This is a genomic window from Curtobacterium sp. 320, from assembly GCF_031455235.1.
In the GTDB taxonomy this organism is placed as follows: Bacteria; Actinomycetota; Actinomycetes; order Actinomycetales; family Microbacteriaceae; genus Curtobacterium.
On record NZ_JAVDSI010000004.1, the window covers coordinates 227,900 to 249,318 of the forward strand.

The 21,419-nt window shown below is 70.1% G+C and carries 21 protein-coding genes; 1 reads left to right on the forward strand and 20 read right to left on the reverse strand.

The window, feature by feature from the left end:
- Positions 1–81: 81 nt before the first annotated feature.
- The 12 genes from J2X60_RS07870 to J2X60_RS07925 all read right to left on the reverse strand — a co-directional run bounded on the left by J2X60_RS07870 (position 82) and on the right by J2X60_RS07925 (position 10,270).
- Positions 82–855 (reverse strand): peroxide stress protein YaaA, encoded by a 774-nt coding sequence (locus J2X60_RS07870; protein WP_309887048.1) that lies wholly within the window; start codon positions 853–855, stop codon positions 82–84.
- Positions 852–1,115 carry a F0F1 ATP synthase subunit epsilon gene (locus tag J2X60_RS07875; protein WP_022905458.1) on the reverse strand — a complete coding sequence of 88 codons (264 nt, stop codon included), beginning with the start codon at positions 1,113–1,115 and terminating at the stop codon, positions 852–854. Before J2X60_RS07875 ends, J2X60_RS07870 begins: the two co-directional genes overlap by 4 nt.
- 1 nt (position 1,116) lies before the next feature.
- Positions 1,117–2,571, reverse strand: coding sequence for a F0F1 ATP synthase subunit beta (gene atpD / locus J2X60_RS07880; RefSeq protein ID WP_022905457.1), 1,455 nt, complete (start codon positions 2,569–2,571; stop codon positions 1,117–1,119).
- Between the two features lie 47 nt (positions 2,572–2,618).
- Entirely contained in the window at positions 2,619–3,521 is a 903-nt protein-coding gene (locus J2X60_RS07885; RefSeq protein WP_071296243.1) for a F0F1 ATP synthase subunit gamma, read from the reverse strand.
- The gene (gene atpA / locus J2X60_RS07890; RefSeq protein WP_070416289.1) at positions 3,522–5,150 is read right to left on the reverse strand and encodes a F0F1 ATP synthase subunit alpha; all 1,629 of its coding nucleotides are present in this window, start codon (positions 5,148–5,150) and stop codon (positions 3,522–3,524) included.
- A 107-nt stretch (positions 5,151–5,257) separates the two neighbouring features.
- Complete coding sequence (locus J2X60_RS07895; RefSeq protein WP_070416290.1) at positions 5,258–6,052, reverse strand: F0F1 ATP synthase subunit delta; 795 nt, start codon at positions 6,050–6,052, stop codon at positions 5,258–5,260.
- Between the two features lie 2 nt (positions 6,053–6,054).
- On the reverse strand, positions 6,055–6,618 hold the full coding sequence (locus J2X60_RS07900; protein ID WP_070416291.1) for a F0F1 ATP synthase subunit B: 564 nt from the start codon (positions 6,616–6,618) through the stop codon (positions 6,055–6,057).
- 9 nt (positions 6,619–6,627) lie between these two features.
- Positions 6,628–6,864, reverse strand: coding sequence for an ATP synthase F0 subunit C (atpE, locus tag J2X60_RS07905; protein ID WP_070416292.1), 237 nt, complete (start codon positions 6,862–6,864; stop codon positions 6,628–6,630).
- A 67-nt stretch (positions 6,865–6,931) separates the two neighbouring features.
- The gene (gene atpB, locus J2X60_RS07910) at positions 6,932–7,792 is read right to left on the reverse strand and encodes a F0F1 ATP synthase subunit A (protein ID WP_374115161.1); all 861 of its coding nucleotides are present in this window, start codon (positions 7,790–7,792) and stop codon (positions 6,932–6,934) included.
- Between the two features lie 104 nt (positions 7,793–7,896).
- Complete coding sequence (locus tag J2X60_RS07915) at positions 7,897–8,376, reverse strand: hypothetical protein (RefSeq protein ID WP_229085036.1); 480 nt, start codon at positions 8,374–8,376, stop codon at positions 7,897–7,899.
- Positions 8,373–9,599 (reverse strand): MraY family glycosyltransferase, encoded by a 1,227-nt coding sequence (locus J2X60_RS07920; protein WP_070416293.1) that lies wholly within the window; start codon positions 9,597–9,599, stop codon positions 8,373–8,375. Before J2X60_RS07920 ends, J2X60_RS07915 begins: the two co-directional genes overlap by 4 nt.
- Positions 9,596–10,270 (reverse strand): L-threonylcarbamoyladenylate synthase, encoded by a 675-nt coding sequence (locus J2X60_RS07925; RefSeq protein WP_070416294.1) that lies wholly within the window; start codon positions 10,268–10,270, stop codon positions 9,596–9,598. Before J2X60_RS07925 ends, J2X60_RS07920 begins: the two co-directional genes overlap by 4 nt.
- Positions 10,271–10,307: 37 nt before the next feature.
- Between J2X60_RS07925 and J2X60_RS07930 the strand changes: the two genes are divergently transcribed.
- A complete protein-coding gene (locus J2X60_RS07930; protein ID WP_309887015.1) occupies positions 10,308–11,000 on the forward strand; it encodes an HAD family phosphatase in 693 nt (230 codons plus the stop codon).
- A 292-nt stretch (positions 11,001–11,292) separates the two neighbouring features.
- Here J2X60_RS07930 and prmC read toward each other — a convergent pair whose 3' ends face one another.
- From prmC to J2X60_RS07970, 8 genes are all read right to left on the reverse strand, one after another.
- Complete coding sequence (gene prmC, locus J2X60_RS07935) at positions 11,293–12,180, reverse strand: peptide chain release factor N(5)-glutamine methyltransferase (protein ID WP_396127783.1); 888 nt, start codon at positions 12,178–12,180, stop codon at positions 11,293–11,295.
- Positions 12,181–12,200: 20 nt separating this feature from the next.
- Positions 12,201–13,283, reverse strand: coding sequence for a peptide chain release factor 1 (prfA, locus tag J2X60_RS07940; RefSeq protein WP_070416296.1), 1,083 nt, complete (start codon positions 13,281–13,283; stop codon positions 12,201–12,203).
- 3 nt (positions 13,284–13,286) lie between these two features.
- Positions 13,287–15,494 (reverse strand): transcription termination factor Rho, encoded by a 2,208-nt coding sequence (rho, locus tag J2X60_RS07945; protein WP_309887016.1) that lies wholly within the window; start codon positions 15,492–15,494, stop codon positions 13,287–13,289.
- 161 nt (positions 15,495–15,655) lie between these two features.
- Positions 15,656–16,615, reverse strand: coding sequence for a homoserine kinase (gene thrB / locus J2X60_RS07950; RefSeq protein ID WP_309779708.1), 960 nt, complete (start codon positions 16,613–16,615; stop codon positions 15,656–15,658).
- Positions 16,616–16,647: 32 nt separating this feature from the next.
- On the reverse strand, positions 16,648–17,727 hold the full coding sequence (thrC, locus tag J2X60_RS07955; RefSeq protein WP_309887017.1) for a threonine synthase: 1,080 nt from the start codon (positions 17,725–17,727) through the stop codon (positions 16,648–16,650).
- Between the two features lie 44 nt (positions 17,728–17,771).
- A complete protein-coding gene (locus J2X60_RS07960; protein WP_309887018.1) occupies positions 17,772–19,079 on the reverse strand; it encodes a homoserine dehydrogenase in 1,308 nt (435 codons plus the stop codon).
- A gap of 44 nt (positions 19,080–19,123) precedes the next feature.
- Positions 19,124–20,527 (reverse strand): diaminopimelate decarboxylase, encoded by a 1,404-nt coding sequence (lysA, locus tag J2X60_RS07965; protein ID WP_309887019.1) that lies wholly within the window; start codon positions 20,525–20,527, stop codon positions 19,124–19,126.
- Positions 20,528–20,585: 58 nt separating this feature from the next.
- Positions 20,586–21,341: an LmeA family phospholipid-binding protein gene (locus J2X60_RS07970; RefSeq protein ID WP_309887020.1), complete on the reverse strand. Its 756-nt coding sequence runs from the start codon at positions 21,339–21,341 to the stop codon at positions 20,586–20,588.
- Between the last annotated feature and the right edge of the window lie 78 nt (positions 21,342–21,419).

Below are 21,419 nucleotides of genomic sequence, written 5' to 3' on the forward strand. Positions count from 1 at the left end.
CCTGGACCCGCCAACGTGGGCACCTGTGGAACGCGACCCGCCCCACCCGTCCGGTGGAGGACGAGCGGGGCGGAACCGGGATCAGACCGTCGCGGGCTCGAGGCTCTCCGCGACGAGGTCCCACGAGCCGTCGTGCTGCTCGAGGACGACACCGTGCGCGCCGGCCCAGTCGAGCAGCTCGGCCGTCGTCGTGGCCGCCGCGCCCGTCCGGGCGAGGAGCGCGACCAGGCGACCCTTCGCGGTCTTGTTCCAGTGGTTCAGCGCCTTGCGCCGGCCGGAACCGTCGACGCTCACGACGCGCGGGACGACCGCGCCCGTGACGGGCCCGAGTTGCCGGTACCCCTCGGAACGCAGGTCGAGCACGAGCCCGTCCGCCGTGTGTGCCGCGAGCACCCGGGCGGACGGCTCCGGCCAGTGCGACGCGAGCCGGACGGACCCGAGCCGCGAGTCGTGGGAGAGCCGGTAGGCCGGGACGAGATCGCCACCGCGGACGGGACCGAACATCGCGGACTGCACGACCACGTGCTCGAACCACCACGCACGCGTCGCAGCGTCCGCGTCGAGGGAGCCGAGCGGGTCGTAGAGCACACCCGTGTACCGGTCGATCGCCGGCATCGTGCCCGACGTGTCGAGCTCGAGGTTGCGGAACCGCTCCGCGATCGACTTCGGGCCGAGCTTCAGGGCCGTCCGGGCCGAGGACTCCTCGGAACTGACGGAACGGGCCGCGGTGATCACCGCGGCCCGTTCAGCAGCCAGTTCCGGGAACGACAGCGCACGCAGGTCGAGCGTGCGGTCCGTGTCCCCGCCCTCCCGCTTCGTCTCCGAAGGCGGGAGGAGGACGGTCAGTCCGGTCAGGACGCCAGCGCGGCCTGCCGCGCCACGATCGTGACCGTGTCGTGCTCGACCGACAGGAAGCCGTCCTCGGCGTCCGCCGCCACCGTCGAGCCGTCGGCTCGGGTGATGCGGACCTGTCCCTGCGCGAGGGTCGCGAGCAGCGGCTCGTGTCCCGCGAGGATACCGATCTGGCCCTCCGTCGTGCGAGCGACGACCATGGTGGCGTCGCCCGACCAGACCTCACGGTCGGCCGAGACGACGCTCACGGTGAGTGCCGCCATGTCAGCGGTTCTCCTTCTGGATCTGCGCCCACTTCTCTTCGACGTCGTTGATGCCACCGACGTTGAAGAAGGCCTGCACGGCCACGTGGTCGAACTCGCCGTCGGCGATGGCGCGGAAGGACTCGATGGTGTCCTTCAGCGGGACGGTCGAACCCTCGACGCCCGTGAATTTCTTCGCCATGTACGTGTTCTGCGAGAGGAACTGCTGGATACGCCGAGCGCGCTCGACCGTGATCTTGTCCTCTTCGGAGAGCTCGTCGACACCGAGGATGGCGATGATCTCCTGCAGTTCCTTGTTCTTCTGGAGGATCTGCTTGACGCGCGTGGCCGTCTCGTAGTGGTCCGCACCCAGGTAACGGGGGTCCATGATCCGCGAGGTCGACGTCAGCGGGTCGATCGCCGGGTAGAGACCCTGCGAAGCGATCTCACGCGACAGCTCGGTCGTGGCGTCGAGGTGCGCGAACGTGGTCGCCGGCGCCGGGTCGGTGTAGTCGTCAGCCGGCACGTAGATCGCCTGCAGCGAGGTGATCGAGTGACCACGCGTCGAGGTGATGCGCTCCTGGAGCACACCCATCTCGTCGGCGAGGTTGGGCTGGTAGCCCACCGCGGACGGCATGCGACCGAGCAGCGTGGAGACCTCGGAGCCGGCCTGCGTGAAGCGGAAGATGTTGTCGATGAAGAGGAGCACGTCCTGCTTCTGGACATCGCGGAAGTACTCCGCCATAGTCAGCGCCGACAGGGCCACGCGGAGACGCGTTCCCGGCGGCTCGTCCATCTGGCCGAACACGAGGGCGGTCTTGTCGAAGACGCCCGCCTCTTCCATCTCGCCGATGAGGTCGTTGCCCTCACGGGTGCGCTCGCCGACACCGGCGAACACCGACACACCACCGTGGTCCTGCGCGACGCGCTGGATCATCTCCTGGATGAGGACCGTCTTGCCGACGCCCGCACCACCGAAGAGGCCGATCTTGCCACCCTGCACGTACGGGGTGAGGAGGTCGATCGACTTGATGCCGGTCTCGAACATGGAGGTCTTCGACTCGAGCTGGTCGAAGGCCGGGGCCTTGCGGTGGATCGGCCAGCGCTCGGTGATCTCGAGCTTCTCGTCCGTGTTGAGCACGTTGCCCAGCACGTCGAAGACCTTGCCCTTGGTGACGTCGCCGACGGGGACCGAGATCGGAGCGCCCGAGTCACGGACCTCCTGGCCACGGACCAGACCGTCGGTCGGCTTCAGGGAGATGGCGCGGACGAGGTCGTCGCCGAGGTGCTGCGCGACCTCGAGGCCGATCTCCTGCGACGAGTCACCGATGGTGATGGTCGTGAACAGGAGGTTGTACATCTCGGGGATGGCGTCGTGCGGGAACTCGATGTCGACGACGGGGCCCGTGACACGGGCGATCCGGCCGACACCGGGCGCCGACGACGTCTCGACCGCGGTGGTTGCGGTGTCGGTCATGGCTGGTGCCTTCCTGAGGGTGGGTAACTGTCCGCGAACGACGCGGACTACTTCTTCTTCGACGAGAGGGCGTCGGCGCCGCCGACGATCTCGGAGATCTGCTGGGTGATCTCGGCCTGTCGGGCGTTGTTCGCGAGACGCGTGAAGTCGCGGATGAGCGAGTCGGCGTTGTCGCTCGCCGCCTTCATCGCCTTCTGCCGGGCGGCGTGCTCGGAAGCAGCCGACTGCAGCATGGCGTTGAAGATGCGGCTCTCGATGTAGACCGGGAGCAGCGCGTCGAGCACCGCGTCGGCGTCCGGCTCGAACTCGTAGAGCGGGAGCGGCTCGTCGTTCGACGGTGCCTCGACCCCCTCGACGACCTCGAGCGGGAGCAGCCGGACGACCTGCGGCTCCTGCGTGGCGAGGCTCAGGAAGCGGTTGAAGACGATGTGGATCTCGTCCACGCCGCCCTCGGCCGTGTCCTGCAGGAACTTCGCCACGACGGCGTCGCCGATCGACTTCGCGGTCGAGAACTCCGGCTGGTCGGTGTTGCCGACCCACTGCTGCTCCGACGCGCGCTCACGGAACGCGAAGTACCCGACGGACTTGCGCCCGACCAGGTAGAACACGACGTCCTTGCCCTCGCTGCGGAGCAGGGAGGCGAGCTCCTCGCCCTGCTTGAGGACGTTCGTGCTGAACGCACCGTTCAGGCCGCGGTCCGACGTGAACAGCACGACGGCTGCACGCGTCGACGACTCCGGCTCGGTGGTCAGCACGTGGTCGACGTTCGAGAACGTCGCCACGGCCGACACCGCACGCGTCACGGCCCGCGAGTACGGACCCGACGCGGCCATGCGGGCCTGCGCCTTCTGGATCCGCGACGCCGAGATCAACTCCATCGCGCGAGTGACCTTCTTCGTGGTCTTCGCGGACTTGATTCGCTGTCGGTAGACCCGGACCTGCGCTGCCATCTAGCGACGACCCTTGACGATCTGCTCCTGGTCGACGTCGTCGGCCGAAGCGGCCTCGAACTGCTCGGACCCGAGCGTCTTGCCGTCGCTCGTCTGGAAGCTCTTGGAGAACTCGTCGATCTGCTTGGTCATCTCGGCGACGGTGTCGTCGCTGAGCTGGTTCGTCTCACGGAGCGTCGTCAGGACGTCCGAGTTGCGACGCAGGTGGTCGAGCAGCTCCGACTCGAAGCGCAGGACGTCGGCCACGGGGACCTCGTCGAGCTTGCCGTTCGTGCCGGCCCAGATCGAGACGACCTGCTCCTCGACCGGGTACGGCGAGTACTGCGGCTGCTTGAGGAGCTCGGTCAGACGGGCACCGCGCTCCAGCTGGCGACGCGACGCCTGGTCGAGGTCGGACGCGAACATCGCGAAGGCCTCGAGCGAGCGGTACTGCGCGAGCTCGAGCTTGAGCGTGCCGGAGACCTTCTTGATCGACTTGACCTGCGCGTCACCACCGACGCGGGACACCGAGATGCCCACGTCGACGGCCGGACGCTGGTTCGCGTTGAACAGGTCCGACTGCAGGAAGATCTGGCCGTCGGTGATGGAGATGACGTTGGTCGGGATGTACGCCGAGACGTCGTTCGCCTTCGTCTCGATGATCGGGAGACCCGTCATCGAACCGGCGCCGAGCTCGTCGGACAGCTTCGCGCAACGCTCCAGCAGGCGGGAGTGCAGGTAGAAGACGTCACCCGGGTAGGCCTCGCGGCCCGGCGGACGACGCAGGAGGAGCGACACCGCACGGTAGGCCTCGGCCTGCTTCGACAGGTCGTCGAAGATGATCAGGACGTGCTTGCCCTGGTACATCCAGTGCTGGCCGATGGCCGAGCCGGTGTACGGGGCGAGGTACTTGAAGCCGGCCGGGTCGGAGGCCGGGGCGGCGACGATGGTGGTGTACTCCATCGCGCCGGCGTCCTCGAGCGCACCCTTGACGGAGGCGATCGTGGAGCCCTTCTGACCGATGGCGACGTAGATGCAGCGGACCTGCTTGTCCTCGTCGCCCGACTCCCAGTTGGCCTTCTGGTTGATGATCGTGTCGATCGCGATGGCCGTCTTGCCGGTCTGGCGGTCGCCGATGATCAGCTGACGCTGACCGCGGCCGACGGGGATCATCGCGTCGATGGCCTTGATGCCGGTCTGGAGCGGCTCGTGCACCGACTTGCGGGACATGACGCCGGGCGCCTGCAGCTCGAGGGCACGACGACCCTCGGCCGGGATCTCGCCGAGACCGTCGATCGGGGCGCCGAGCGGGTCGACGACGCGACCGAGGAAGCCGTCGCCGACGGGAGCCGAGAGGACCTCGCCCGTGCGGGTGACTTCCTGGCCCTCTTCGACACCGGCGAACTCGCCGAGCACGATGGCGCCGATCTCGTCCTCGTCGAGGTTCTGCGCGAGGCCGAGCGTGCCGTCCTCGAAGCGGATGAGCTCGTTCGCCATGACGCCGGGGAGGCCCTCGACGTGCGCGATGCCGTCGCCGGCGTCGATGACGTGCCCGACCTCGGCCGTGGAGGCCTTCGTCGGCTCGTAGTTCGAGACGAAGTCCTTCAGGGCATCACGGATCTCATCGGGGCTGATGGTGATGTCTGCCATGGGATTTTCCTTGTTGGTTTCCGGGGCCCTTCGGCTCCGAGAGGGTGACGCTGCCTGACTCGGCAGTTCCCGTTGTGGACTTGGGAGGAGCGGCTTCGACGGTACGCCTAGCCGGCGAGCTGGAGCCGGAGCTCCGAGAGCCGCGTGGACACGGTGCCGTCGATGACGTCGCCGCCGATCTGCACCCGGACCCCGCCGACGACCGAGGGGTCGACCACGTGGTTGATGCTGATGCCCTTGCCGTGCTGCTCCGCGAGGGCACGGGCGACGCGAGCCGCCTGACCGTCCGTGAGCGGCGTCGCGGTGATGACCGTCGCGACGAGCTTGCCGGCCTGCTCGGCCACGATGCGCGAGGCGTCGCGGACGAGTTCACCGATGCGACGACCACGCGGCTGCTGCACCAGGTGCGACAGGATCACGATGGTCTGCTCCGATGCCTTGCCGCCGAGCAGCCGCTCGACGAGGGCGCTCTTCTCCGACGGGCTGCCGAGCTTGGTGCCCAGCGCCAGCTCGAGGTCGGCGTCCGAACGGACGGCGGTCTCGAAGGAGAACAGTTCGGCTTCGATCGGCGTGCCGGACGCTGCCGTGGCGGCGACGGCGCGGATGCCCGCGTCCTCGATGCCGACGAGCAGGTCCTGGTGCGAGGACCAGCGCGAGCCGGCCACCGCGGTCAGGACCGCACGCGTCGCGGCCGACTGGCCGGCGAAGACGCGGTCGAGGACCACCTTCTTGCCGGCCGGGTCGGCCGTCGGGTCGGACAGCAGACCGAGCAGCTGCGGCGCACCGGCGATCGCACGCCCTGCGGCGAGGATCTCGGCACCGGCGGCGAGGTCGGCCGCACCGCCGAGGTCGGCGAGCACCGCCCTCGTCGACGCCAGTGCTTCCCTGGTGGCGCTGCGCATGCTCAGCGCTCCCCGGCCGACGATGCCGACGAACCCTGCGAGGCTTCGAGGTCAGCGAGGAACCGGTCCACGACCGCGGTCGACTTGGCGTCGTCCTTGAGCGACTCCCCGATCACGCCGGAGGCGAGGTCGAGGGCGAGGGTGCCCACCTCGGTCCGGAGCGACTGGAGCGCGCTCTGACGCTCGGCCTCGATCTGTGCCTGCGCGTTGGCGGTGATGCGTGCTGCATCGGCCTGCGCCTGCTCGCGGAGCTCGTTGCCGATCGCGTTCGCGTCGGAACGGGCCTGCTCACGGATGCGCGATGCCTCGGCACGGGCCTCGGCGAGCTGCTTGTTGTACTCGTCGAGCGCGGCAGCGGCCTGCTCCTGAGCAGCCTCCGCCTTCTTGATGCCACCCTCGATGGCCTCGGTGCGCTCGTCGAGCATCTTCGTGATCCGCGGGATGATGACCCGCCAGAAGACCAGCAGGATGACGACGAACGCCACCGCGGACCACACGATGTCGTACAGCGGCGGTACGAGGGGATTGTGCGTCTCCTCGGCCGCGATGATGAGTGCGTTCTGCATCGAGAGGCCTTAGTTGGTGAAGATGAAGTACGTCGCGATACCGATGAAGGCGAGGGCCTCGGTGAAGGCGATACCGATGTACATGAGGGTCGTCAGGCGGCCCTGGAGCTCCGGCTGGCGAGCGACGGACTCGATCGTCTTGCCGACGACGATGCCCACGCCGATGGCCGGGCCGATCGCCGCGAGGCCGTAGCCCACCGTCGCGATGTTGCCGGAGATTTCCGCGAGAACGGTCGTTGCGTCCACGTGTTTTCCTTTCAGGATGCGGCCCGGCGGATGCCGTGCCGTATTGGGGGTCAGTTCAGGTCGTTGGTCAGTGCTCGTCAGCCAGCGCGAGCTGGATGTACACAGCGGTCAGCAGCATGAAGACGTACGCCTGCAGCAGCGCGACCAGGATCTCGAAGAAACTGAACGCGATGCCGAACGCGAGCGTCCCGACTCCGAACGCCTTGAAACCGAGCGAGGCGTCGAAGAAGAAGAACTGCGTGGCAGCGAAGAAGAGGACGAGCAGCAGGTGGCCGACGACCATGTTCATCAGGAGTCGCAGGGTCAGCGTCACCGGACGGAGCACGAAGGTCGAGACGAGCTCGATCGGCGTCACGATGATGTACAGGTACCACGGGACCCCAGGCGGGAACAGCGAGTTCCGGAGGAAGGTGCCCGGGTGCTTGCGCAGACCCGCGTAGATGAACGCCACGTAGGCGACGATCGCGAGGATCATCGGGTACGCGATACGGCTGGTGCCCTGCAGGTTGAGCCCCGGGATCAGACCCGTGAGGTTCAGGAACAGCACGGAGAAGAAGATCGTGGCCAGCAGCGGGAGGAACCGCTTGCCGTCCTTCTCACCCAGGTTGTCGAAGGTGTTCCGGCGGACGACGTCGAACGCGTACTCGATGAGCGCCTGGCCGCGGCCGGGGACGAGCTTGAGCGAACGGGTCCCGATGATGCCGATCAGCAGCAGGACCGCGACGGCGATGAACCGGATGATGACGAGTCGGTCGATCTCGAAGGGCGTCCCGGCGAAGAAGATCGCATCCGGGAAGAACTCGTTGATCGACGGACCATGGAACTCGGCGGCCTTGCTGCTCCCCGCCGCAACGGTGTTACCCGCAGCGGTGAGGGACAGGGGAAGAGCGTGGGATAGCAGCGCTGTCTCCTGTGTCGGCGCGCGCACGCATGGCACGCGATGGTGGACGTTGTGGAGGCTCGTCCGCTCCGAGCAATGCTCCGGACGCGGACTCCGAGAAGCCTATCAGGTGCGAGAGGCTTCCCGGGCTCTCAGTTGCGGGGCGCGTCCTTCTCAGGAGACGCGGAGTCTCCGGGAAGGCTGACCCCGATCGGGATCCGGGCCTTCGCGACCGCGACCACGTCGATCACGAGCGAGCCGACGACCCCGACGATGATCGCGATCGCGAGCACCGGGAAGTCCACCCAGGCGCGGTCGCGCAGCAGGACGAGCACGACGATGAACACGACGAACTTGAGCAGCCACGTGCCCATCACGATCCCGAAGAAGGCGCCGGAGATCATCTGCCCCTTGGAGACGCGCAGCGCAACCAGCACGCTCACAGCGGTCAGTCCGAGGAACACGACGCTGAGGACGGCCCCGAGCAGGCCACCGGCGAGCCCGGGACCGCCGGCGACGAGCAGTCCGACGACTCCCCCGACGACGGCGAGACCGACGGCCAGGAGCGCGCCCCAGGTGATGATGCGGCGGAACACCGGCCGGACGTGGTCGAGCGCGTTCGGTGCGGTCACGAGTTGTCTCCTGGGATCGAGCGGTCGTTGGCGGCCCGGTCGAGCGGGTCGAGGCTGGCGTCCACCACGGCGGTGGACCGGGTGGCGACCTGTGCGGCGAACTCGGCGCGTTTGCGGCCGAGCGGGGCGAAGGTGGCGACGGCGCAGACGATGAAGCCGACGGCGACGAAGACGACCACCCAGTACCAGTCCACGAAGAGGAACAGCAGGCAGCCGATCGCCACGGTGGCCGTCCACGCGTAGAAGATGAGCACGGCGTGGAAGTGCGAGTGCCCCATGTCGAGCAGGCGGTGGTGCAGGTGCTTCCGGTCGGCCGAGAACGGGGACTTGCCCGCGCTGAGCCGACGCGTGACCGCGAGCCCGAAGTCGAGGATCGGCACGATGAGGATCGCGAACGGCAGCAGGATCGGGATGAACGCCGGCAGCAGCGCCTGGCGTGTCTGCACCGCAGCCGGGTCGATGTTGCCCGTGACCGAGACCGCGCTGGTGGCCATCAGGAAGCCCACGAGCAGGGCGCCGGCATCCCCCATGAAGAGCTTCGCGGGGTGCCAGTTGAGGATGAGGAAGCCGAAGCAGGCACCGACGAGCACGGCGGTGAGCAGTGACGGCAGGTTGAAGAAGAACTCCGTCTGCACGACCACGCGGTTGATGAAGAACGTGTAGAGGAAGAACACGCCGCCGGCGATGATCGCCACGCCGGCGACGAGCCCGTCGAGGCCGTCGATGAAGTTCACCGCGTTCATGACGAGCACCACCGCCAGCACGGTGAAGATCAGGCTCATGTAGGACGACCCGACCCCGAGCGTGTTCCCGATCGGCAGCGACACGATCGCCACGCCCTGCCAGGCGAGGATCCCCGCGGCGATGATCTGCCCGGCCAGCTTCGTCATCCAGTCGAGGTCCCAGATGTCGTCGGCGACACCGAGGACCACGATGATCGTCGCTCCCCCGAGCACCGCCAGCACACGACCCGGCTCGGAGAACACCAACCTGAAGTAGTCCGTGCCGGCGATCGACGGGAAGAGGAACCACGCCGCGAGCAGGGACACGATGACGCCGATGTACATCGCGATGCCGCCGAGCCGGGGCGTCGGCGTGCGGTGCACGTCCCGCTCGCGGACCTTCGGGTACCACTTGTACTTCAGCCCCAGCTTCCAGACGATCCAGCTGACGCAGAAGCTCACCACGGCCGCGATGGCCCCGGCGAGCAGGTAGTACTTCATCCGACGAGGTCGGCTCCGACGACCCTGGTGATCTCCTCGTCCGGGATCACACCGTGGCGGACGATCCGGAGCTTGCCGCCGTCGGAGAGTCCCGTGGCGTCGACGATCGTCGAACCGGTCGACTCCGCGAACCCCTCGTGCGGCTCGAGCGAGCCCCCGTCGAGGTACACCGCGACGCTGTCGCCGAGCATCGCCTCGGCCTGGTCGGCGTCCATCGCGGCCGGGTCCCCCGTCGTGTTCGCCGAGGACACCGCGAGCGGACCGACCTCCTGCAGGAGTTCGAGCGCGATCCGCGAGTCCGGCATCCGGAGCGCCACGGTGCCCCGCGTCTCGCCGAGGTCCCAGTCGAGGGACGGCTGAGCGCGGAGGATCACGGTGAGGCCGCCGGGCCAGAACTCGTCGACGAGGTCGCGCACCTGCTGCGGGATGTCGCTCGCGAGCGCGTCCAGGGTCGGCGGTCCGGGGATGAGCACCGGCGGCGGCGACTGCCGGGTGCGTCCCTTCGCGTCGAGCAGTCGCTGGACGGCGGCAGCGCTGAAGGCGTCCGCGGCCACGCCGTAGACGGTGTCGGTGGGGACCACGACGAGCTCTCCGCGCCCGAGTGCGGCACGTGCGAGCCGCATCCCGGTCAGGAGCCCGTCGGAGTCGGTGCAGTCGTATCGGGATGCCATGACTCGACGATGATAGTGCGACACAATGGGTGGCATCGTGAACGAGTCCCCTGCGCCCCGCCTCCTGTTCCTCTTCGACATGGACGAGGTCCTCGTCCGGTACGACTGGCAGGTGCGGATGGCCGCACTCGCCGAGTTCACCGGGCACGAGTTCGCGGAGCTCCGTCGTCGGTGGTGGGACTGCGGCAACGAGCAGCGCGCCGAGGCCGGCGGGTACGCCGACGGCGACGAGTACCTCGCCGCCTTCGCCGAGGCCATGGGCTGCGACGTCCCGGAGACCGAGTGGGCGCGGATCCGCGGCGCCGCGATGACCGAGCTGCCCGATCGGATCGAGGCGGTGCGCGTCGCGAGCGAGCACGGTCGCGTCGGCCTCCTGACGAACAACGGACCGCTGGCCGGCCGGTGGATCCACCGCTGGGCGCCGTCCCTCGCGCCCGTCTTCGGCGAGCACCTCGACACCACGAGCAACTTCGGGGCGCGCAAGCCCGAGCCGGAGGTCTACCGGCGCGCGCTCGAGCACCACGGCGTGCCCGCCGAGCGCACGTTCTTCGCGGACGACATGCCGATCAACGTCGAGGGCGCGCAGAGCGTCGGCATCCACGCGGTGCTCGTCGAGGAGCACACCGACCTGCGCGAAGCCGTCCTCGCCTTCGTCGCGGAGCAGCACGCCGCCGCGCCCGTCGCGGAGCAGCCGGACCGCAGCGCGAACGTCCCATCACCCGTGCGGTAGGAAGCGGAATCGCGCGTACCGGGCAGGAACGAACGACCAAGTACGCGCGGAACGGCCCACCATGCGCGGAACGGCACCGACTCACGGCGGCGGGCTGACCGGCGGAGGTGATCCGCGCCTCCAGGCCCGGACCGCTGCGCGATCTTTCCCATCACGCGTGCGGTAGGAAGCGGAATCGCGCGTACCGGGCAGGAACGAACGACCAGGTACGCGCGGAACGGCCCACCATGCGCGGAACGGCCCACAGGAGCACGCGCCCACACCGGGGCCAGGAGGCGCGGCTCGACCCCGCCTAGCGCGTCGCCGTGGTCGTGCGGTCGCGTCCCGTCAGGTCGACGTGCGTCTCCGGGGAACGGAACCCCCGGCGCGCCAGGACCTCGCGCACGCCGGCGCCCTGCGGCTCGGCGTGCTCGATGACGAGGACTCCCCCGGGGACGAGCAGGCGCCACGCGGTGTCGGCGAGGGCACGCACCGCGTCGAGCCCGTCCGGACCGCCGTAGAGCGCCACGGCCGGGTCGTGGTCGCGGACCTCGGGGTCGATCGGCACCGCGTCGTCGGGCACGTACGGCGGGTTCGACACGACGACGGACACCGTGCCGTCCAGCTCGGGCAGTGCGTCGGCGAGGTCACCCTCGACGAGGCGGACCGTCCCGCCGTGCGCGTCGATGTTGCGCCGCGTCCACGGGAACGCCTCGGGCGAGCGTTCGACCGCGTACACGACGGCGTTCGGCACCTCGGTGTCCATGGCGATGGCGATCGCGCCGCTGCCGGACCCGAGGTCGACGGCGATCGGCGACGGCACGGACACTGCGCGGAGTGCGTCGATGCCGAACTGCACGACGCCCTCGGTCTCGGGCCGCGGGACGAACACGCCGGGTCCGACGGCCAGGGTCAGCGCACGGAAGTACGCCTCGCCCGTGATGTGCTGGAGCGGCTCGCGGGTGGCGCGTCGGGCGACGGCGTGCCGGAAGCGCTCGACGTGCTCGGCGGCGATCGCACCGCCGGTCATCGCCCGGGCCTGCACGGCGCCGCGCGAGGTGTCGGTCGCCCAGGCGAGCAACAGTTCCGCGTCCACCTGCGGCGTCGGGACGCCGGCCGCGTCGAACGCCGCGGCCGCCTCGCGCAGGAGGCGGTCCGCGGCGAACGCGACGGGCGTGTCGGAGGCGGGTCGCGCCTCCAGGCCGTCCGAGGGGACGTCGCTCACGCGTCCTGGTCGCCGATGGCGGCCAGTCGTGCCTCTTCGTCCGCCTGGATGGCGGACTGGATGACGGGCTCGAGCGCACCGTTCATGACGCGGTCCAGGTCGTACGCCTTGTACCCGGTGCGGTGGTCCGCGATGCGGTTCTCCGGGAAGTTGTACGTGCGGATGCGCTCCGATCGGTCCATGCCGCGGATCTGCGACTTGCGCGCGTCCGAGGCGATGGCGTCGAGCTCCTCCTGCTGGCGCGCGAGGATGCGGGCACGCAGGACACGCATGCCGGCCTCGCGGTTCTGCAGCTGCGACTTCTCGTTCTGCATCGCCACCGTGATGCCCGTGGGCAGGTGGGTGATGCGGACCGCGGAGTCGGTCGTGTTGACGGACTGTCCCCCGGGCCCGGAGGACCGGTAGACGTCGATCTTGAGGTCGTTCTGGTTGATCTGGACCTCTTCGGGCTCGTCGACCTCGGGGAAGACGAGCACGCCGGTCGTCGAGGTGTGGATGCGCCCCTGCGACTCGGTCGCCGGCACACGCTGCACACGGTGCACGCCGCCCTCGTACTTGAGGTGCGCCCAGACGCCCTGGGACGGATCGGTCGCGTTCGACTTGATCGCGACCTGGACGTCCTTGTAGCCACCGAGGTCGGACTCGGTGCGCTCGAGCATCTCGATCTTCCAGCCCTTGGACTCGGCGTAGTGCGAGTACATGCGCAGGAGGTCGGCCGCGAAGAGCGCCGATTCCTCGCCGCCCTCGCCGCCCTTGATCTCCATGATCACGTCGCGCCCGTCGTCGGGGTCGCGCGGGATGAGCAGCCGGCGGAGACGCTCCTGGCGCTCCGACAGCTGCTCCTCGAGCGCCGGGACCTCGTCCGCGAACGCCTCGTCCTCACGCGCGAGCTCCTGGGCGGCGGCGAGGTCGTCCCCCGCCGCCTTCCAGGACTCGTACGCGGACTTGATCTGGTTGAGCTCGGCGTACCGCCGGTTCACCTTCTTCGCCCGGGCCGCATCGGCGTGGAGCGCGGGGTCCGACAGCTGCTGCGTCAGGTCCTCGTGTTCCGCCAGCAGCCCTGCCACCGACTCGAACACGCGTTACTCCTGGTGACCGTTGTGGTGCCCACCGGTCGTGGGGACCGACTTCTGCACCTGGACCAGGAACTCGACGTTCGACTGCGTCTCCTTGAGGTTCCGCAGCACGATCTCGAGGGCCTGCTGCGGGTCGAGCCCGGCGAGGGCACGGCGCAGGCGCCACGTGATCTTGACCTCGTCGGCGGAGAGCAGCTGCTCCTCGCGACGGGTGCCGGACGCGTTGACGTCGACGGCCGGGAAGATCCGCTTGTCGGCGAGGTGACGGTTGAGGCGGAGCTCCATGTTGCCGGTGCCCTTGAACTCCTCGAAGATCACCTCGTCCATCTTCGACCCGGTCTCGACGAGCGCCGTCGCGAGGATGGTCAGCGAGCCGCCGTCCTCGATGTTGCGCGCGGCGCCGAAGAAGCGCTTCGGCGGGTAGAGGGCGGACGAGTCGACGCCACCGGAGAGCACGCGACCGGAGGCCGGCGTCGCCAGGTTGTAGGCGCGGCCCAGACGGGTGATCGAGTCGAGGAGCAGGACCACGTCGTGACCCAGCTCGACGAGACGCTTCGCACGCTCGATGGCGAGCTCGGCGACCGTCGTGTGGTCTTCTGCCGGACGGTCGAAGGTCGAGGCGATGACCTCGCCCTTCACCGTGCGCTGCATGTCGGTGACCTCTTCGGGCCGCTCGTCCACGAGGACGACCATGAGGTGCGCCTCGGGGTTGTTCTTCGCGATCGCGTTGGCGATGGCCTGCAGCACGACCGTCTTGCCGGCCTTCGGCGGGGACACGATCAGACCGCGCTGGCCCTTGCCGATCGGCGACACGAGGTCGATGATCCGCGTGCTGAGCTTCGACGGCTCGGTCTCGAGGCGGAGACGCTCGTTCGGGTACAGCGGGGTGAGGTCCTGGAAGTCGACGCGCGCGGCGGCCTCGTCGGCGGTCTGCCCGTTGACCGAGTCGACCTTCACGAGCGCGTTGTACTTCTGGCGGCTCTGCTGTTCGTTGTCGCGCGGCTGCTTGATCGCACCGACGACCGCGTCGCCCTTGCGCAGGTGGTACTTCTTCACCTGGCCGAGGGAGACGTAGACGTCGTTCGGGCCCGGCAGGTAGCCGGTCGTGCGCACGAAGGCGTAGTTGTCGAGGACGTCGAGGATGCCCGCGATCGGGATGAGGACGTCGTCCTCGGTGATCTCCGGCTCGAACTCGTCGTTCTGCCCGCCGCGGCCGCGCTTGCGGTCACGCTGGCGACGGCTGCGGCCGCCCTCGGTCTCGTCGGCGTTCTGCTGGGCCTGCTGCTGCTTCTGCTGACCCTGCTGGCCCTGCTGCTTCTGCTGGCCGTTCTGCTGCTGGCCGTTCTGCTTCTGCTCGTTCTTGTCGTCCTGTTGGGCGTTCTTCTGCTCGCCCTGCTGGCCCTGGCCGTTCTGGCCGTTCTTCTGGGCCGCGTCGGTCTTCGGGGCGTTGTCGCGACCGTTCTGGTCGCCGCCCTGCTCGCCGTTCTCGGCGTTCTGGCCACGGCCACGACCGCGACCACGGCTGCGACGACCGCGGCGCGAGCCGCCCTCGCCCTGCTGGTCGTTCTGGTCGCCCGACTCGGTGCCGTGCGCGGACTGCTCCTGCTGGTCGCCCGCGGCGTCCGGCTGGGCCGGCTGCTCGGCCTGGTCCGGCGTCTGCTCGGTTCGCTCGGCCTGCTGGCCGTTCTGCTGGTCGCGCTGCCCGCGGCCACGACGCTGGCCGCCGGTCTGCGCGGCTTCCTGGGCGTCCTTCTCGGCGCGGACCTGGTCGAGCCCGGCGAGGAGGTCCTCGGTGCCGGTCTGACCGTGGTTGGTGTGCTCGGCGGCCGAGGTCGGCGCCGCGCTCACGGTGCCGCCGGACGAGGCACGGCGCGAACGGCGGGCCCGCGAGGACGCCGGCTGCTCGGCCGGGGCCTCGGTGGCTGCCGGTGCGTCGGCGACGGCCTCAGCGGCGGGTGCTGCGGGTGCCTCGGTCGGCTCCGGCAGCGTCGGCTGCTCGGCCACGGGGGCCTCGACCGCGGGTGCGGCCGGCTCGGCGGAAGCGTCGTCCGTCACGGGACGCTTGTCCTCGATCGAGGCGATGAGGTCACCCTTGCGGAGCTTCGAGAGCCCCGTGATGCCGAGGGAGGAGGCGATGCGCTGGAGTTCCGGGAGCCGGAGGGCGCGCAGATCGCTGGGGATCTCCACCTGGGTGGAGTCGTTGACGTTCGTCAAGGTCGGTGTTTCCTTTCGAACCGCAGAACGCGGAGAGTTTCCACCGTCCCGGATGCACGGGTATGCATCGACCGCCGTTCAGACGACGGACCGGGATTCGGTGATCAGAAAGAGATTGCCCCCGCGCACCGGACCCAGCATGGCGAGGAAGTTCCTGCTGCCTACGCGGGTTCGGCTTGGAGCGCCGAGTGCGGCACCACTGTAGCACCACCGAGGTCGACGGCCAGCATGAGCGCCCGCCAGTCGGATTCCCCGTGTCGCGACACGAGGTCGGCCGCGGTGAGTCGCTGCGCGGGGTCGCTGCCGAGGACCAGGAGGCTCGGGCCGGCTCCGGAGACGACCGCCGCCAGGCCGTGCTGCCGCAGCAGGCCGATGAGGGCGTCGGTCTCCGGCATGGCGCTGGCACGGTAGGCCTGGTGCAACCGGTCCTCGGTCGCCGCCAGGAGCAGCTCGGGGCTCTGGATGAGCGCGGCGACGAGCAGGGCGGAGCGGGACACGTTGAACGCGGCGTCCTCGTGCGGGACGCTCGCCGGCTGCAGGGAGCGCGCGAGCTTCGTCGAGAGCGTCGAGGTCGGCACGAAGACCACCGGCGAGACACCGCGGTGGACGAGCAGGCGCTTGTACGCCGGGCCCTCCGCCGTCATCCACGCGATGGTCAGCCCGCCGAAGAGCGCCGGCGCGACGTTGTCCGGGTGCCCCTCCATCTCGGTCGCGAGCGTGAGCAGGGTCGAGGCGTCGAGGTCGACGACGCCCTCGAGCAACCCGCGCGCGGCCATCAGCCCGGCGACGATCGCGGCCGCCGAGGACCCCATGCCGCGGCCGTGCGGGATGGCGTTCACCGCGTGCAGCTCGAGGCCGGGCTGCAGTGCGACGCCGGCGTGCTCGAGCCCGCGGCGCACGGCGCGGACGACGAGGTTCGTGTCGTCGGTGGCGACCTCACCCGCGCCGACACCGTCGACCGTGACGGTCGCGCCGGGCTCGGGCCGGACCCGGACGACGACCTCGTCGTAGAGCGACAGGGCGAGGCCGAGGGAGTCGAACCCCGGTCCGAGGTTCGCGGAGGTCGCCGGGACCCGTACGCGGACCGCCCGTCCGGCCGGTACAGCGATCTGGGCGGTCATGCCCTCCCCCGGTCCGGACGAGCGGTCGGGGCTCACTCGGCGCCGACCAGTCCGAGCACGTCGGCGACCGACTTGGTGTCGACCGGGACGCTCGTCGGGGTGACCTCGCCGCCGTCCTGCGTGCGGAGGGCCCACTGCGGGTCCTTGAGGCCGTGGCCGGTCACCGTGATGACGACCTTCGCGCCCTTCGGCACGACGCCGGCGTCGGCACGCTCGAGGAGCCCGGCGACGCCGATGGCCGAGGCGGGCTCGACGAAGACGCCGACCTCGGCGGAGAGGATGCGGTGCGCGGCGAGGATCGCCTCGTCGGTGATGGCACCGAAGTAGCCGTCGGTCTCGTCACGGGCCTCGAGCGCGAACTCCCACGAGGCCGGGTTGCCGATGCGGATCGCGGACGCGATGGTGTCCGGGTTGCGGACGACCTCGCCGCGGACGATCGGGGCCGAGCCCGCGGCCTGGAAGCCGAACATGCGCGGGAGCCTGGACGATCGACCGGCGGCCACGTCCTCGCGGTAGCCGCGGGAGTACGCCGTGTAGTTGCCCGCGTTGCCGACCGGCAGGAAGTGGAAGTCGGGCGCGTCACCGAGGACGTCGACGACCTCGAACGCGGCGGTCTTCTGCCCCTCGATGCGGTCGTTGTTGACCGAGTTCACCAGGTGCACCGGGTAGTTCGCGGCGAGGTCGCGCGCGATGTCGAGGCAGTCGTCGAAGTTGCCCTGCACCTGCAGCAGCTGGGCGTCGTGGGCGACGGCCTGGCTGAGCTTGCCCATGGCGATCTTGCCCTCGGGCACGAGCACCGCGGCGGTGATGCCGGCGTGCGTGGCGTACGCGGCGGCGGAGGCGCTGGTGTTGCCGGTCGAGGCGCAGATGACGGCCTTCGCACCACGCTCGACGGCCTTCGAGATCGCCATGGTCATGCCGCGGTCCTTGAACGACCCGGTCGGGTTCATGCCCTCGAACTTGACGTAGACCTCGGCCCCCGTGCGCTCGGACAGGCGGCGCGCCGGGATGAGCGGGGTCCCGCCCTCACCGAGCGTGACGACGGGCGTCGCCTCGGTGACGTCGAGACGGTCGGCGTACTCGCGCAGGACACCCTGCCACTGGTGGGCCATGAGGCTCCCCTTCTTGTCGGTTCTGGAGTTCGGTCGGGCGCGGCTCAGGCGCCGACGACGCGGAGGACGCTCGTGACCTCGGCGACGACGTCCTCGTTGCGGAGGGCGACCACCGTCGCGGCGAGGTCGGACTCGCGCGCCAGGTGCGTGCCGATGACGAGGGTCGCGGTCGCGTCGGACCCGGTGGCCACGGTCTGCTCGACGGTCTCGACGCTGACGCCGTGCTTCGCGAGGACGCCCGCGACGGTCGACAGCACACCCGGGGCGTCCGTGACGTGCAGCGTGATCTGGTAGCGCGTGCGGACGGTGCCGATCGGGAAGACCGGCAGCGCGGACTGGGTCGACTCGGCGATGCCGGGGCCACCGATGACGTGTCGGCGTGCGGCGGACACCAGGTCGCCGAGGACGGCCGAGGCGGTCTCGACCCCGCCGGCACCGGCGCCGTAGAACATCAGGTCACCGGCGGCCTCGGCCTCGACGAACACGGCGTTCTTCGCCCCGTGCACGCTCGCGAGCGGGTGCGACTCCGGCACGAGGGCCGGGTACACGCGGGCGCTGACGCCCTCGGTGCCCTGCTCGTCGGTCAGGCGCTCGGCCGTCGCGAGGATCTTCACGACGTACCCGGCCTTGCGCGCGGCCCGGACCTGCTCGATCGTCACCGAGGTGATGCCCTCGCGGTGGACGGCGGCGAGCGGCACCGAGGTGTGGAACGCGAGCGACGCCAGGATCGCGGCCTTCTGCGCGGCGTCGTAGCCCTCGATGTCGGCGGTCGGGTCGGCCTCGGCGTACCCGAGCTCGGTGGCGGTCGCGAGGGCGTCCTCGAACGTCGAGCCCTCGCGGTCCATCAGGTCGAGGATGAAGTTGGTCGTGCCGTTGACGATGCCCATGATGCGCTCGATGCGGTCACCGGCGAGGGAGTCGTGCAGCGGTCGGATGATCGGGATCGCGCCGGCGACGGCTGCCTCGTAGTAGAGCTGCGCGCCCACCTGCTCGGCGACCGCGAAGAGCTCCGGGCCGTGGGTCGCCAGGAGGGCCTTGTTACCCGTGACGACGTCGGCGCCGGACTGCAGCGCCTGGAGCACGAGCGTCCGTGCCGGCTCGATGCCGCCGATCAGCTCGACGACGATGTCCGCGCCGAGGATGAGCGACGCCGCGTCCGTCGTGAAGAGCTCCTTCGGCAGGTCGACGTCGCGCGGGGCGTCGAGGTCGCGCACCGCGATCCCGACGAGCTCCAAGCCGGCCCCGGCGCGCGAGGCGAGCTCGTCGCTGTGTTCGAGGAGCAGCCGCGCCACCTGGGAACCGACCGAGCCGGCTCCGAGCAGCGCGACGCGGACGTTGCGGTATTCGATCATCTGGTGCGGGTCCTGTTCGTGGGGAGTCGGGTCGTCCGAGGGGCTCAGGCCCCCGGGACCACCCCGGTGTCGCGGGCGAGGAGGTCGTCGATCGACTCGCCACGCACGAGGATACGGGGTACGCCGTCGGCGACCGCCACGACCGGCGGGCGTCCGACGTGGTTGTAGTTGCTCGCCAGGCTCCAGCAGTACGCACCGGTGGCGGCCACGGCGAGGATGTCCCCGCGGTGCACGTCACCGGGCAGGTACTCGTCGTTCACGACGATGTCGCCGGACTCGCAGTGCTTCCCGACCACCCGGGTGAGGACCGCGGGGGCGTCGGACATCCGGGCCAGCCGAGCCGTGTAGTCGGCGCCGTAGAGCGCGGGTCGGGCGTTGTCGCTCATGCCGCCGTCGACCGACACGTACGTCCGGGTGGCGGGCTCCTGCTCGTCGTCCGAGAGCGTCACGGGCTTGATGGTGCCGACGCGGTAGAGCGTGATGCCCGCGGGCCCGACGATGTACCGGCCGGGCTCGACCGCGATCTCGGGGACCGGGATGTCCCGCTCGGCGCAGGCCTCGGCCACGATGGTCGCGAGCGCGTCGGCGACGTCCTCCGGCTCGAACGCCGAGTCTGCCTCGGTGTAGTCGATGCCCCAGCCGCCGCCGAGGTTGAGCTCCGGCACCGGACCGGTCGCCACGAGCGTGGCGTGCACGTCCATCAGGCGCCGCGCAGCCTCGCGGAAGCCGGACTCGTCGAAGATCTGCGAGCCGATGTGCGAGTGCAGGCCGACGAAGGCGAGCGACGGCTCGGCGCGGACGGCCTCGGCAGCGGTGACGGCCTCGGTCAGGGGGATGCCGAACTTCTGGTCCTCGCGCGCGGTCGCCAGGTACTCGTGCGTCGACGCGTGCACCCCGCTGTTGATCCGGATGCGCACGCGCTGCACGACCCCGGCATCGGCCGCGGCACGGGCGACGCGCTGCACTTCCTCGTGGCTGTCGAGGACGATGGTGCCGACGCCGACCTCGACCGCGCGGGCGATCTCGGCGTCCGACTTGTCGTTGCCGTGGAAGCCGAGCAGCGCCGGGTCGACTCCCCCGGCCAGGGCCACCGTGAGCTCGCCGCCGGTGCACACGTCGACGCGGAGGTCGGCCTCGACCATCCACGCCGCGACCTGCGTCGTCAGGAACGCCTTGCCGGCGTAGTAGACGTGCGCCCGGGTGCCGATCCGCTCGAACGCCTCGGTGAAGGCGTTCCGCACCCGTACCGCCCGGGACTGCACGTCGCGTTCGTCGACCACGTACAGCGGCGTGCCGAACTGCGCGACCAGGTCGGACGCGGCGATTCCGCCGACGACGAGCTCGCCGTCGTCGGTCCGGGTCGCGGAGGCGGGCCAGATCCGCGCGGTCAGCGCGGAGGCGTCCGTCGGGAACCGCAGGTGCTGCGGGGCAAGGGGGTTCTCGCTCACGGGACCCGATCCTACCGAGCCGAGCCGCGCCTCCTGACTGTGTGACGCAGCCACGTGCTCAACCGCACGAACCGACCGTCTGCAGCCCCGCCTCGTTGAGCGGCAGCGAGTCGGCCGTGACGCGCACCGTCGCCTCGGAGGCGGTCACGTCGAGCGACCGCACGAGGAGCCCCGACGGCAGGAACTGCGCCGTGCAGACCTCGACGGGGACGTTCGTGACGCCCGGGATCGAGTCCACCTTGAGGCCGAGCGACGAGTTCGTGATCCGCACCGTCTTCGGCGTGATCGTGATGCCCTTGCCGTCGTCCTGCGCGGCGACGTCGCCCTTCGCCGCGTAGGTGATGTCGTAGCCGAGGACCGCGGTCTTGCCGGAGAGCTCCACGCCGCCGTCGACGAGGCTGAGCCGGTCGAACAGCGGGCTGTACTTCGACAGGTCCTTCACGGACGCGGCCGCGAGCCGGACGTGGCCGTCGACGTCGCGCACGTCGCCCTTCCCGTCGACGGGCACGTCACGCGCGGTGACGTCGGCGGCGAGCGGGATGCCGTCGATCGTGAGCTTCTCGGAGGAGATCTCGACCTCGTCGAGCTGCCCGCCGATCAGCTGCGGGATGACGATGCCCTTCGCGTGCGCCTCGACCTCGCCGGTGGCGCCGGACGGCAGCGACTGCTCGACCTGCTGGGCGATGATGCGGTCGACGACCCCGCGGAGGACGAACTCGGCGATCACGACGAGCGCGGCGACGACGACCACGACGACGATCAGCACGACGGGCCAGCGACGGCGCTTCCGGGGGGTCACGGTTGCGGCGGACATGCGTCCCACCTTGCCAGGTGGCCCCGGCAGCGAGCCTGGAGGCGCGGCGTGCGCCCGGCGCGCCGCGCGCACGACGAC